Raw genomic sequence first — 14,703 nt, forward strand, 5'->3', positions numbered from 1 at the left:
AATGTTGTTAAAAAGAACTCTTTTAAGATGAATACAGTAAATTGAATTAGGAGGAAAAACGAGTGGGTAAATATCAGGATTTAGCAGAGAAAATTATCGCAAATGTAGGCGGAAAAGAAAATATCAATAGTGTGACACATTGTATCACGCGTTTGCGTTTCAAATTGAAAGATGAAGCAAAGGCAAATGAAGATGTCTTGAAAAACATGGATGGTGTTGTAACGATCATGAAGAGCGGGGGACAATTCCAGGTGGTTATTGGGAATCATGTACCGCTAGTTTATGCTGATGTGTTAGAAGTTGCAGGGATTACAGGTGAAGCAAGCGACGATGACGAAGGTGAAAAGGGCAATATTTTTAACCGTCTGATTGATCTGATCTCAGGCTGTTTCCAGCCTTTCTTGGGCGCTTTGACAGCCTGCGGTATGCTGAAAGGGTTTAACGCACTCTTCTTATATCTCAAATTGTATGAAGCTGGAGCTGGAACAGACCTATTCTTTACTGCAGTCGGCGACTGTATCTTCTACTTCATGCCGGTAGCGATTGGGTTAACCGCAGCTCGCAAGTTCAAGGTTGCTGACTTTACAGGGCTTGCGATTGGGATGGCGATGGTTTATCCAACGATTCAAGCCTCTGCTTTGGGCGCTGGAAAACCGATCATGACGTTGTTTGCCAATACGATCTTGGAGAGTCCTGTATTCATCAGAGTTTTTGGACTGCCGATTATTGCGAACAACTATACAAGTAGTGTGGTTCCAGTTATTTTAGTTATTTGGTTTGCGAGTCGTATTCAAAAATTGGCGAAACGTTTAATTCCTGAAATGCTGCAAACTTTCTTAGTACCTATGTTTACGATTTTGATTTCAGTATTCTTTGGTTTCTTGATTATCGGTCCGGTAATTACTTTCTTGACAAACTTGTTAGGCAGCGGATTCACAGCATTGTACGAATTCTCACCAGTCTTGATGAGTGTAACGGTTGGTTTCTTCTGGCAAGCACTGGTAATCTTTGGGTTACATTGGAGCTTGATTCCATTGGCGATCATCAACATCTCAACACTAGGTTTCGATACGATCTTGGCTGCTTCATTCTCAGCAAGTTTTGCTCAAACCGCAGTTGTTTTGGCGATGTTCTTCAAACTAAAAGACAAAAAATTAAAAGAATTGGCGATTCCAGCAGTTATCTCTGGACTATTCGGAGTTACTGAACCAGCGATTTACGGATTGAGTTTGCCAAAGAAAAAACCTTTCTTGATCTCAATGATCGGTGCAGCAATCGGTGGTTTGATTACTGGATTATTTGGGGCTCGAAGCTTTATCATGGGCGGTTTAGGTATCTTTGGTTTTGTTAATCATATCGATACAGCCAATAGCGATATTAGCAATATGATCACTCAATTCATCGCGGTCGGTGTAGCGATGGTCTTCAGTTTTGTAGCAACGATGCTGTTCTGGAAAGATGATGAAGTAACAGAAAAAACAGAGGTTCAAAATGAGATGGGTGTTCGCAAAGAAATCGTGACATTTCCTGTACAAGGCAATATGATGCCATTAGAAACGGCGAAAGACCAAGCATTTGCGCAAGGCGCGTTGGGCAAAGGAGTAGTCATTCACCCGACGGTTGGGGAAGTAGTCGCACCATTCGATGGGACTGTCATGACGATGTTCCCAACCAAGCACGCGATTGGTTTAGTATCAGACAACGGATTAGAATTATTGATTCACATTGGGTTAGACACCGTTCAATTAGACGGAAAATATTTCGAAGCCTATGTTGAGCAGGGGGCAAAAGTAAAACGCGGCGATAAGCTAGTCAGTTTTGATATCCAAGCGATTGAAGAAGCGGGCTATAGTGTAGAAACACCGGTGATTGTGACCAACTCGGCAGACTACCTTGATATTATAGAGGCAGATCAACAAGCAGATGTTGGAAATAGTGATGAACTATTGACTGTTCTAGTCTAAATTAGGGTAAAAATTAAAGTTCGGGACACTGTCCCGAACTTTAATTTGGTCGAAAGGATTCGCTGATCTGGATCATGGATTCTGGTGATTCAGCCATGATTTCTGAACTAGTCTTTCGTGTATCGGCCAATTCGCCGATAGCAATCAAATGATTCAAGTTTTTCTGGTAGTCTTCAGCAAAGACACAGCTGTACAGTACATCCAGCAAATAACAGATGGATGAATTGATCGTGAAATTGGCGATCTTTGAATAGAGACGCTCGCGAGTCGTGATTCGCAAAGTAGCCTGACTTATCGATGCCAAAGTGTTATCACCAATACTGGTCAAGGCAATGACAGGGATATTTTGTTTTCGCAGGATTTTCGCGAGACGTAAAATGAAATTATTCTCTCCTGTATAGGAAATCAAGATGGCGCAGGTATCCTCCTGACTGTTGAAGGCTTCGTAGGTATCTTCGCCCATTGTTTGACTCGTCACGACATTCTTTTTGATGCGGCGCATTTTTAAAGCGAAGTCTTGCGAGATCAGCAGGTTGGCATTGCTGCCGAATATTTTGATCTGTTTCGCATTCAATAAAAGCTGTTTGGCATTTTGCAGATCATCATGATTTAACAAGCTCAAGGTATCATCAACTGTGGTTCGTTCTAAAGAAGCAATTTTGTTGGCGATAGTCATTAGGCCGTCGTTTGTTTGAAAAGGAAAGTTCGCATCGACATCTTCAAAATATGTTTGCAGATAGGTTTGTTCTGCTAAAAATTCTGTTCGTAGTTCCAACCAGCCTTTGTACCCCAATTTTTTTGCCACTCGGATCAAAGTGGATGGATGGACAAAATTGGCTTCCGCGATCTCTTTGATCGTCAGAGGTTCAATCTCGATACCTTTGTCTAAAACGTAATTGACTAAGGCAGCCTCTGCATTAGAAAAATCAGTTTGTCTCATTTTTTCTGATAAGAGCATTTAAGCACCTCCTGATCGTTTACGTATAGTATAGATTATTTGTAAACACTTTTGTGGATCAATGTAGAAAAAAAGAGAAATAATCCACCGACATTTACAAAATAAACCGTTTTCTTCTACTGATTTGTAAATAAGAATGGAATAGCTTGTAAACGGATTGAATTAAGATTTTACGTAATGGATAATTGAATTGTAAATAAAAACAGAAGGAGTCGATCGAATGTCAGCAGGAGTAAAAATCGCCACAATTGGTGGAGGCAGCAGTTACACACCAGAATTAATGGAAGGATTTATCAAACGTTACGATGAATTGCCAGTTCGTGAAATCTGGTTAGTCGATATTGAAGCAGGTCGTGAAAAAGTTGAAATCGTTGGTGCAATGGCACAGCGTATGTGGGATGCATCCCCTTATGATGTTAAAGTTCATATCACTTTAGATCGTGAAGAAGCTTTGAAAGACGCAGATTTTGTGACAACTCAATTCCGTGTTGGTTTATTAGAAGCTCGGATCAAAGATGAACGTATTCCCGCGTATTATGGCATGCTAGGACAAGAGACCAACGGTGCCGGCGGAATGTTCAAGGCCTTCCGAACTGTTCCGATCATTTTAGAAATCGTCGAAGACATGAAACGTCTATGTCCAGATGCTTGGCTGATCAACTTTGCTAACCCAAGTGGTATGGTGACTGAAGCTGTCGTTCGTTACGGCAAATGGGACAAAGTCATTGGCTTATGTAATGTACCAGTAATGGCACAAATGATCGAACCTGAATTATTAGGCAAAGAAGCAGATGAATTGATCTACAAGTTTGCTGGCTTAAACCATTTCCACTGGCATAAAGTGACAGATCTTAAGGGCAAAGATGTGACGATGGATATCGTCGAAAAAATGTACGCAGGCGACGAGACAGGTATGCCGAAAAATATCCATGATATTCCATTCCCAAGAGAAATTTTAGAACAAATGAAGATGATTCCTTGCGGCTACCATCATTATTACTATCAAGAAGAAGAAACACTTGCTCATGCGTTAGAAGAGTACAAAACAATCGGTACGCGTGCGCAGCAAGTGAAGCAAACGGAAACAGAATTGTTTGAATTGTACAAAGATCCAAACTTAGATTACAAACCAGAACAATTAGGACAACGCGGAGGCGCTTATTATTCTGATGCAGCGTGCGAATCAATCGCTTCTATTTATGCGAACAAGAACACGCAATTAGTTGTTTCTACTAAAAATGATGGTGCTGTACCAGATCTTCCAGCAGATTGCGTAGTGGAAGTTTCTGCTTATATCGGCGGACAAGGTGCTCGTAATGTCGCATTTGGCGAGTTGCCAGTAGCAGAACGCGGCTGGCTGCAAGTGATGAAAGCGATGGAATTACTAACGATCGAAGCGGCTGTAACTGGAGACTACGATACAGCATTGCAAGCATTCACGATCAATCCGATGGTTCGTTCGGGTAAAACGGCGCAACGGATCATGGACGAATTATTTATCGCACATAAAGATCATTTGCCAAACTTCAAAGAAACGATTGCTCGTCTAGAAAAAGACGGCATCGAGGTACAAGACGAAGTGGCACGTGAATTAGATTTAGAAAAAGTATAGAACAAAGAAAGCAGGGAAAGTATGGGATTCAGAAAAGACTTTTTATGGGGCGGCGCAACAGCGGCCAATCAATGTGAAGGCGGCTATAACGAAGGCGGACGCGGGTTAGCAAACGTAGACCTTGCACCAGTTGGTGAAGATCGTTTTGCAGTCATTGCAGGGAAAAAGAAAATGTTTGAATTTGATGATGAGCATTTTTATCCAGCCAAAGAAGCGATCGATATGTACCATCATTGGAAAGAAGACATCGCGCTATTTGCGGAAATGGGCTTCAAAACCTATCGATTATCCTTAGCGTGGAGTCGTATCTTCCCTAAAGGCGACGAAAAAGAGCCAAATGAAGAAGGGTTGAAATTCTACGAAGATATCTTCAAAGAATGTAAAAAATTCGGCATCGAACCATTAGTAACGATCACTCACTTTGACTGCCCAATGCACTTAGTTGAAAAATATGGGGCATGGCGCAGCCGTGAAGTAGTTGGTTTCTATGAAAACTTATGTAATGTGATTTTCAATCGTTACAAAGGACTAGTTAAATATTGGCTGACCTTCAACGAGATCAATATGATCTTGCACGCACCATTTATGGGCGCAGGGCTTTACTTTGAAGAAGGCGAAAACGAAGAACAAGTCAAATATCAAGCAGCGCATCATGAGTTAGTCGCTTCAGCGATTGCAACGAGAATCGCTCATGAAGTGGATCCTGAAAACCAAGTTGGCTGTATGTTAGCGGCAGGTTCTTACTATCCATATACACCAAAACCAGACGATGTTTGGGCTGGTCGTCAAGAAGAACGTCAAAACTATTTCTTCATTGATGTACAATCGCGTGGGGAATATCCAGCCTATGCGGTGAAAGAAATGGAACGTAAAGGGATCGAAGTGAAGATGGAAGAAGGCGACGAAGAGCTATTGAAAGCTCACACAGTTGATTTCATCTCATTCTCATACTATTCATCTCGCGTAGCAACAACAGATCCTGGACTATTAGAGCAAACAAGCGGTAATATCTTCGCTTCTGTGAAGAACCCATACTTGGAATCAAGTGAATGGGGATGGCAGATTGATCCACTAGGTCTGCGTATCACAATGAATGACCTGTATGACCGTTACCAAAAACCATTGTTCGTTGTAGAAAATGGTCTGGGTGCTATCGATACCCCAGATGAAAACGGCTATGTAGAAGACGATTATCGTATCGACTATCTAGCACAGCACGTTCAAGCGATGAAAGATGCTGTAGAGCAAGACGGCGTAGATCTATTAGGCTATACGACTTGGGGCTGTATCGACCTTGTATCTGCCGGAACGGGTGAAATGAAGAAACGTTATGGTTTCATTTACGTAGACCGCGACAATGAAGGGAACGGAACCTTGAAACGCAGCAAGAAAAAATCATTTGATTGGTACAAAAAAGTAATCGAAACAAATGGTGAAGACTTAAGCAACTAATTTGAAGACCGAGACTAGTAGAAATACAGTCTTGGTCTTTTTTTTGTTCTATCTTCCAATAGAAAGCTAATTCGGGTGGTATTTTCACTCGGATTTTTTTATGTAATTAATGAAAGGAAAAAATTAAAACATCAAGAAATCAAATAGTTTATCTAGTATTTCGATAATGGTAGCCAATATATTTAATTTTTTTTTAACTAAAAGAAGTAAATAACGCATTTTGTATTATAAGTGTTTTTATAGCAGTATTTTATCCTTTTTCAATAACTCTAACAAAAAAATAATTTGAAGAAATTAAAAAAATAATGTCTGCTATTATTTAGGTTCCAATAAGTCACGAATCATGATTTAAAGTATTGAAAGTAGAAATACTCATAATATTTGATCGTTTTTAGTTACTGAAATATTAGGAAATTAGTCAAAATTTATTATATGGATTTTTTGGTTTTTTCTCTTTTTTATTTAAATCAGAGTAGCTAGTAGGAGAACTAGGAGTCGTTTCTAAATCAATCTAATTTGAAAGGAGAAAAATATGATGAAAAAGATCATGGTATTAGTGTTAGGATTATTATTTTTTTCAATTGTCGTTGAGTTAATTTCGCCAATTATAACTGTTCGAGCTGAAACGACTGGAACAAAACTTGTTGATCACTCTTTTTTGCAGCTTGAATATAGCTATAAAAAAGAAGGAGACAAAAATCAATGGAGGATAATGTTCAAAAGACAAGCTAAGAATGAGGCGTTTCGTCAGCAATTAAAGTTTAAAATTACTGACGAAAAGGAGCAAGTGATCGATTATCCAGAGATAGATCATATGATAGAAGAAGATGGCTGGTTCTTAGAGAAGGACTTTTCAGTTGAAAAGGATGAACAGCTAATAGTTGAATCTGATTCCTCCGTTGACAAGCTCTACCTATCCGTTCAAATGGATCAACAGAAGCTGTCGTCGGATACTGCTTCTGCAGAGGAGGAGATTCAGAAAGATATTTTGGAACAAGAGAAACCATTTGTTCTTGAATCAAAGACCTCTGATGAGAAGCAAAGTGAACATGCTGTCTCAGAGAACTTGAAGCTTAAGGAAGTTTTACCAACAGCGAATTCAGAAGCGTTTATTGGACCTAAACAATCAACTAAGAATGTTGATTCAAACGAAACGAGTTCAGCACTCCGTCAAATGTACAATCCGTTGTATAAAAATAAGGAAACACAATACACGACAGATGGAACGGTAACTTATCCCACTATGGCGTGGCAGCCAGAAGGACAGACCAATGTGATCAATCACCAAGGCGGATTTGAGAAAGAATCAGGCTGGGACAATGTGACGAGTTGGAATGTTGCGAATGATGAACATAAGCAATCGTATATAAAGTATGGAGAGGATCAAAGTAACCCGAATATTCACTTACGAAAGTATGCCCAACAAACTGACAAAGAAGATGAGTTCAAGGTTAAGCTGAATGTTCGCGGTAGTGTCACGTATAAGCCTGGTGTTGATATTGTATTTTTGTGGGATAATACAGGGTCAATGGCAGGTGATCGAAAAACTAAAAGTATTTCTGCAGTGGATCAAATTATCACGGATTTGGAAAAAATTGCTAATCCATCCTCGAATGCGATTCGAGTGGGAGGACATATTTTTGCTAGTTATGAAAAAGGCATTGAGACACCTTCAGTCTGGACTAGGGAAAGAACGCACCATAAGCTGTCGAGTGCCCCAACGGATTGGAAAAAAATTAAAACTTCTTATGAAAATATTTTGCCGGCTGGAATGACTTTTACCCAAAGAGGATTGAAGGAGGCCGAAGATATTTTTGATGATTCAACTACAGATTTAGGCGAGGAACGACAGAAATTATTGTTTATCTTAACAGATGGCGCGCCAAATTTGAGCTGGGAACCGTTGACGGCAGTAGGCAATAGTGAGTTTTACTATAATCCCGTACTAGTCACAAGTTTTGATACGGGTGAAAAACCAGATTATCTACCAGGGCGCACACTAGGGGCAATAGGAACCATGACAAAATTTGACACTCGTATAGTGGTAGATAAACAAACACTTACTAGTCATCTGACAATAACCAATTCGACTGCCTATCGATTAAAAAATCGTGGGATCGAGATCCATAGTTTAGGTGTTCAGGTAGGTGCACTTACTGGTGATCATCCGCAAAGCGACTTAATTAAGGGCTTGTACAGGATGTCAAGTAAAAAGGCAAATGCGACAGGAGATACGCAGTCAGATTACTTTTTCAATCATGTACAGAACTTGAATGAGTTGACCAATTATTTTAAAGAGTGGTATAAAACGATTACCCGAACAGTCGATAAGGGAGAAGTCATCGATCCATTGGGGGATATGGTTGAACTAGTCACTGATGCGGGGAAAACACCAAAAGTTAGGCAAATTGATAATGGTGCGCCTAAAATCGAGAATGATGATCTGCCAGTTATTTCGATTGCTGACGACCGTCGTCAAATCAAAGTCAATAATATCAACTTGACTGAGGAGCAAGAAATTGAGTTAGAGTACACTGTGCGTTTGAAAACCACCGACGCATCCTTTGTTTCTAATTATTGGTATCCAGCCAATAAGACGACGACTTTGCGTCCTACGCCAGAAAGAACGAATGATATAGTCAAATTCGGTGTTCCCTCTGTAAAAATCTCAAAGCCAGATTTTGTGATTCCAGTTGAAAAAATTTGGTCAGATACGTATCGAGAAGAAACCGATTATTGGGGCCTGAGAGCTGATGATATCACGGTTACTTTACAAAAAGCGGAGGGGGCAACTTGGCAAGATATCGAATCCAAAGTTTTGAATCCGGGAAATAATTGGAGGGATACTTTTTCACCGGTAGAAGGTGGTGAAAAAAATACGTATCGTGTCATAGAGTCGAAGCGAACAAAGGGGTATAAGGAACCAAGCCTAAATCAGAGTAGTTTCACCTCGGAGACAATGATCAATGGCGGGATCAAAATTACAAATGAACTTCTGCGTGAGGATTACCAATTCTGGAAATTCATGGAAGATGGAACGACAACATTCGATAACGATCTGCCGAAGTTTCAGGTAGAACGCAGTGATGGAAAGATTCTAGCGCAAGATGTGACGCCCGATGATACAGGAAAAGTCACGATTAAAGATTTTCCAATCGGCGACTATATAGTTAAAGAAACCTATGTTCCGGTTGGATACCAAAAAATGGACGATTTTGAGATCAAAGTTACAGAAGGGAATCCGCCAACAACGCTGGTTTTTAAAGTGAAGGACAAAGCGGAAGAATATCATGCGCTTAATCAATTAAAGGATTTCTCTTTAAAGATCGAAAAAGTTGATCCAGATGAAAAGCTGCTTTCGGGTGCCATATTTAAGCTGATAGGACCGAACAATTATGAAAAAACAATAACTAGTGGTCCCATTTTCGATTTTACAAATTTGAGGCCGGGAAGCTATACATTAATAGAGGTCGATAATCCAAATGGCTATGAACGAATCCAAGACCCGATCAACTTTGAAATCAAGGTGGATGGAACGGTGGCAATTTCAAATCACCCAAATGTTAGTGGATCAGGCGGGATAAATGGGGGAAGCAATACCATCAGTTTGAAAGTAACAAATAAGAAAGTGAAAGAGGGAGTTTTACCTAGTACTGGAGGAGTGGGTATTCACAGTCTATTCCTTATAGCCGGGATATTAGTCATTGCTGGGATCGTAGTGAGTGTCGTTTACTTATATCGTGATAAGTATGTAAGCTAAAGCGGAAGCGGCTCAATAAACATTCTAAAATTTTCAACGCAATAAAATGGGTAGTTAGTGACTAAAATAAGCAGAAAACTAGAGAGATCCGTTTTGCGAACAAGTATAAAGTAGCTAAAGACGTAGAACAATAAATGACAACCACTCTCCGTTTTACGAAGCGTTATCTGAAGTTGAACCGTTATGCGGGCAGCCTTTAGATAGCGCCTTTTTTCTTGTTAAACCAAATACTAGTGGAGCTATTGGATTAGCAGAGTTGATAGAATTTGTCTTTTTTTCAAATAAACTGGAATCAGCTCTCTAGAAACTTTTGTTTTAAGTAAATTTACAAACGGAAACTTTTCAAATATGAATATTCTGGGCTTGATTAATTTTTCTTAATTGTAATTTAAGCAATACTGTAATTAAAAATTTAGAATACAGTACTTTTTTTTTCGATTTTCCCATTTATTTTGCGTATAATCCGAGCAACTTTCAAATTTTCAGAATTTTTTCTGAAAAAGAAGAGCTGTTGAATGTCCTAAATAATACAGATGACTTCCTTTATTTATGTCCGGACAATCAAGTGTTCGTTGCAAATTGTTCATTTTTGTCTTGTTGCTATAAAGAATATTTGTATGTGTACTTTAAGGAAAAAGGATTTCTACTAGGTAGAGTTAATTTCCGTTTATATCAAAATAAAAGCCGTTTTTGTTTGTATTCAATTATAATAGTAGTTTTTAAAATTTAATTTTCATGAATTTTTGTTGAAAGTTACTAAAAAATCAATTTTTTAAACAATTATTTTGAAATTGAGTATCAATATTCTTAAAATCAAATAAAGAAAATGGTGTGAATAACGCAATGTTTATTTAATAAACCCGATTTAAAAGGAATAATACGCTTTTTAAATAACTGATAATGGAATACTTGTTGGATAACTTTAAAAAAAAAGTTTGGATATTATATATTTGTAAAGGAAAAATAGTAAGAAATTAGGTTTTAAAGATTATTGGAATTAAATATTGATATATTCTAGTTTAAAAGCTTTGTTTGTATTTATTTTTTTGTTACAAGGTAATTTAAAAAGGTTTCTTTTTATATGTGAATAATTGATCAAACGGTAAGCAGTACAATCAAATTGTTGACTACGAATGATTGCTGCAAGCATGTAGCGGATAAACAATAAATGATAGGTTATCAGGTGTGAGGGTCAAATTTTTGTTGACAGAGAAAAGTACACAAGGCAAATGTTCAAATTAACTGAAAAAGGAATGAGGAAATGGATTTTAGAGAGATTTTAGGAACAAGTAGTTTACGGCGTTTACGACTTGTTGAATTACTTTATGCGAGCCAAGTTGGGTTGCCTAGTGATCAATTACTTGAAGAATTAGATTGTTCGTTACCCATTCTGTTAAAAGATATCAAACTCATCAATGATGAACAGGATAATTTTAACATTGAAAAATATAAAGGCCTTTATCAATTAGTGATTAAACCGCATGTTAGTATAAACCGTTTATATTCTGAAGTAGTACAGCAATCCCCTGAATTTCAAATTATTGAAGAATTACTGTATGAAAAATATCCGAGTATTGGCGATTTAGCTAACAAGCTTTTTTTAAGTTCTTCAAATGCACAACGCTATCTAAAGAAAATTGAAGGTACTCTAAAAAAAATCGGGATTCAGTTGGATTATCGACCTTTACGTTTAGAAGGAAATGAAAGTGTGATTCGTCACTTCTTTTATCGCTATTTTTTAGAAAAATCAGACAGCCTCGAATCATTATTTGGTGAGCTGCTGGGTTATCAAGTTAAGGCAATCACCGATTTGGTGGATCAATTTATTCAAGTGAACCATTTAGAAAATCGACATATTTTTAGAAAACGATTGAGCTTTAATATTTACGTTAGCCTATGGCGTATTAAAAACGGCCGCTATTATCCTAAGGAAGACCTAATCAGCCCACTGACCTTGCCGGATGATGAGACACTGGAAGCTTTTGAACAAGTGGGACTAGAAGTTTTTAGGATCCGTCTTTCAAAAGAACAGATTAAAGATTGCTTGTGGTTGTCTTATGCGGACATGTTAGTTTTCGGGGAAGATCAATGGAAATCAGCGATGAAGCAAAGTCGCAGCTACCGTGATCTTTATCAAAAACACTATGGTCTCGTAGAAAAATTTAATAGTTTAATTGGTAATACTTTAAAAGAAGAAGAGAAAAGTGAGCTGACGGTCGTTTTAATTAATGATCAACGAATTTATCCAACTAAAGGGCGATACATTGATATTTTATATCGTCAACGAACGATTTTTTTGAAAAAAATGATGGAGTCGCACTACCAGGCTGTAAAAAAGGTTCTAAAAATCTCAGAAGAGTTCGTTAAGTATTATCGAATCTACCAAGAGGACGATTTTGTTTGGAACTATGCTTACTTATTAATCACGATGGTTCCTAAAAGTCTAAACTTGCTGGCCAGTTATGACAAGTCATTGAAATTATTGCTGATATCAGAACTATCGCCAACTGAAGAGACCTCTTTGGCAGAACAAATCGAAGAGCGGATTTATGGCAATTTTAAAGTCTACTATGTGGAAGAACGTCTGCGAGATATAAAAATTGGAAAAAAGGAATTGAGAAAGTACGATGCGCTGGTTACCCTAAGCAGCGTTGAAGAGATTTCATATGATTATCCGACAGTGATCATTGATCCATATCTGACGAATCAAAACATTGTTCAATTGCAGCACCTGGTCAGCAATCTGGCAGGTTGATTGAAGTGAGTCTTTTAGCAAGATAATTACAAAACATCTAACTTACTACTTATAATAGAAGAAACTGCTGCAGCGTTAAGTTTAACAACATAAAGGAAGTGCGTTTTCTGATAAGGAAGGCGTACTTTTTTTCTGGGGAATTTGCTAGATTTTTGTTCGTCAAGAGCTCATAAAATGTTTTACTACTATTGAACGAATGTTTTTTTACTGTATTTCTAATTTTTACTTGTCCTCGATTATTATTAGCTTTATTATTTTTATTAAGAAGACGTTTTCAAATATTGAATTTATTGAAAAGTTGTTAGGTGTTTTAAGGGATAATTATTATTTTGATCAGACAGTGGTTGGGTTAGATTAGGGAGGATCAATATGGACTTTCGATCAATTTTAGGAACAAGTGATACACGACGATTAGCATTAGTAGAGAAACTGTATTATCGATCGGATGGCATAGCAAGTGATGAATTATTGAGTGAGTTGGAATGTTCATTACCGATTTTGTTGAATGATATCGAGTGGATCAATGAACGTCACGAGTACTATCAGATCATCAAAGTGAAGGGTCTATATCGTCTAGAGATGAATCAGAAGGTTAGTTTGGGGAATGTCTATGCATATATTTTGAATCAAAGCCCAGAGTTTCAGATCATTGAAGAGCTTTTATATGAAAAATGCGACAGTATCACAACGTTATCGAAAAAACTGTATCTAAGTACGTCGAATACACAACGAGCGTTAAAAAAAATCGAGAAAACGTTGTCTGAAGCAGGCATGACTTTGAATTATCGGCCCTTGCGAATTGAAGGAAATGAGAGCGAGATTCGAACGTTCTATTACCGCTTTTATAGTGAGCGTCAGGATGCGTTTGAAAGTACGCTGCCTAATCTAACTCCGGAGCAGTATCATGTAATTGAAGCCTACGTAAAAGAATTTGTGGAAGTGAATACTATCTGGAAGAAATATGTCTTTCAGAAATATTTAGTCTACCTCATTTTTATTAGTTTATGGCGAATCAAGAATAACCATCCTTTTCCTAAAGAGGAGCTGCGCACGCTGGGAATTAAACTCCCGTTTGATGCTTCCTATAAGGAATTGAGACGAGTTGTGACAGAAATTGCCGGGATCGATCTGCGTCCAGTGATTTTGCAGGATTGCTTGTGGTCAATATTTTCTGATTCAATCGTCTTTAGTATTCCTCACCGGGAACTGGCGATGACGGACAATCCTAGGTATCAGGAACTATTCATGCGGCACTTCGAATTAGCTAAAGAGTACGATGAAATGACGGGAAACCATCTTTCTAAACAAGATAGGATCGATTTGACGACGGTTTTATGCAATGACTTCTATTTGTATAATCCTGAAGGTCAATACATTGGGATATTGTGGCGGAATCGGACTGTTTTCTTACGGGAAGTATCGAAGGTATACGGTCGTGGTCTGCAAAAGGTTCGATCATTAGTTGAACGTTTTGTAGAAAAATATCAGATGTACCAAGAAAATGACTTCATCTTAAATTACGTATATTTACTGATTACAACAGAAATAAACAGTTTGGAATGGTTGTCGAAGCAAGATCATCCATTGAAAGTACTGCTGCTGTCTGATTTAACGCCGACGGAAGAAAGTTTTCTAGCGAAGCAAATCAATGATTATGTCTATGGAAATTTTTCAATCGTTCTTTTTGAACAATTATTAGTGGGAAATGCGCAACTGTTGGATGAATTAAAAAAATACGATTGTTTAATTACGACGGGTTCTTCTGAGGGATTGCCGGAGGATTACCCGGTAGTTGTAATCGATCCGTTTTTGACTGCGCAAAGTACTAGTTTAATCCAAGATATGATCAGTCAGATTGCTGAAAAGAAAGATCAAGTAACGATAGTTGAATAACGAGTCAAAGAAGAGTGCGGCAAACTGCCGTACTCTTTTTTTGCAGTTTTTCGAGCGAAATATTCTTAGGTTTAACGAAAAAGTATAATTTTGAGTATTGAAATCTTTAGTGACAAACAAACAGAATAATTAAAATGAGGAAGCCCATTTTTACCTATATACCAGCTTTATTCAGACCTTAATGAAATTAACAACATATTTTATGGAAATGACGAATTTGTATGCTGTAGCAGCAAATGATTACGAGCATTGAAAGGAATAAAAGATGAAAAAGAGCCGATTGTTGATTGGGTATTATTTATTTCAATA

General features: G+C 37.9%; 7 protein-coding genes. 6 read left to right on the top strand and 1 reads right to left on the bottom strand.

The genetic code is table 11. The features are described from left to right. Positions 1-62 precede the first annotated feature (62 nt). Positions 63-1,964 (top strand): beta-glucoside-specific PTS transporter subunit IIABC, encoded by a 1,902-nt coding sequence (locus I585_RS15975; RefSeq protein WP_010741007.1) that lies wholly within the window; start codon positions 63-65, stop codon positions 1,962-1,964. A gap of 40 nt (positions 1,965-2,004) precedes the next feature. Here I585_RS15975 and I585_RS15980 read toward each other — a convergent pair whose 3' ends face one another. Next, on the bottom strand, positions 2,005-2,922 hold the full coding sequence (locus I585_RS15980) for a MurR/RpiR family transcriptional regulator (protein WP_010741006.1): 918 nt from the start codon (positions 2,920-2,922) through the stop codon (positions 2,005-2,007). A 220-nt stretch (positions 2,923-3,142) separates the two neighbouring features. Between I585_RS15980 and I585_RS15985 the strand changes: the two genes are divergently transcribed. From I585_RS15985 to I585_RS16005, 5 genes are all read left to right on the top strand, one after another. After that, on the top strand, positions 3,143-4,534 hold the full coding sequence (locus I585_RS15985) for a 6-phospho-beta-glucosidase (protein WP_010741005.1): 1,392 nt from the start codon (positions 3,143-3,145) through the stop codon (positions 4,532-4,534). 21 nt (positions 4,535-4,555) lie between these two features. Further along, a complete protein-coding gene (locus I585_RS15990; protein WP_010741004.1) occupies positions 4,556-5,986 on the top strand; it encodes a 6-phospho-beta-glucosidase in 1,431 nt (476 codons plus the stop codon). A gap of 535 nt (positions 5,987-6,521) precedes the next feature. After that, the gene (locus tag I585_RS15995) at positions 6,522-9,746 is read left to right on the top strand and encodes a vWA domain-containing protein (RefSeq protein WP_010741003.1); all 3,225 of its coding nucleotides are present in this window, start codon (positions 6,522-6,524) and stop codon (positions 9,744-9,746) included. 1,261 nt (positions 9,747-11,007) lie between these two features. After that, a complete protein-coding gene (locus I585_RS16000; RefSeq protein ID WP_010741002.1) occupies positions 11,008-12,501 on the top strand; it encodes an AcpB/EbpR/MafR family transcriptional regulator in 1,494 nt (497 codons plus the stop codon). 369 nt (positions 12,502-12,870) lie between these two features. After that, on the top strand, positions 12,871-14,394 hold the full coding sequence (locus I585_RS16005) for an AcpB/EbpR/MafR family transcriptional regulator (RefSeq protein WP_010741001.1): 1,524 nt from the start codon (positions 12,871-12,873) through the stop codon (positions 14,392-14,394). The last annotated feature ends 309 nt before the right edge of the window (positions 14,395-14,703 follow it).

Origin of the sequence: Enterococcus malodoratus ATCC 43197 (genome assembly GCF_000407185.1) — a bacterium.
GTDB classification, from domain to species: Bacteria; Bacillota; Bacilli; order Lactobacillales; family Enterococcaceae; genus Enterococcus_A; species Enterococcus_A malodoratus.

Coding starts and splice junctions, on each gene's coding strand:
- I585_RS16005 (WP_010741001.1), top strand. CDS start 12,871: ATGGACTTTCGATCAATTTTAGGAACAAGTGATACACGACGATTAGCA.
- I585_RS15990 (WP_010741004.1), top strand. CDS start 4,556: ATGGGATTCAGAAAAGACTTTTTATGGGGCGGCGCAACAGCGGCCAAT.
- I585_RS15980 (WP_010741006.1), bottom strand. CDS start 2,922: ATGCTCTTATCAGAAAAAATGAGACAAACTGATTTTTCTAATGCAGAG.
- I585_RS15995 (WP_010741003.1), top strand. CDS start 6,522: ATGAAAAAGATCATGGTATTAGTGTTAGGATTATTATTTTTTTCAATT.
- I585_RS16000 (WP_010741002.1), top strand. CDS start 11,008: ATGGATTTTAGAGAGATTTTAGGAACAAGTAGTTTACGGCGTTTACGA.
- I585_RS15985 (WP_010741005.1), top strand. CDS start 3,143: ATGTCAGCAGGAGTAAAAATCGCCACAATTGGTGGAGGCAGCAGTTAC.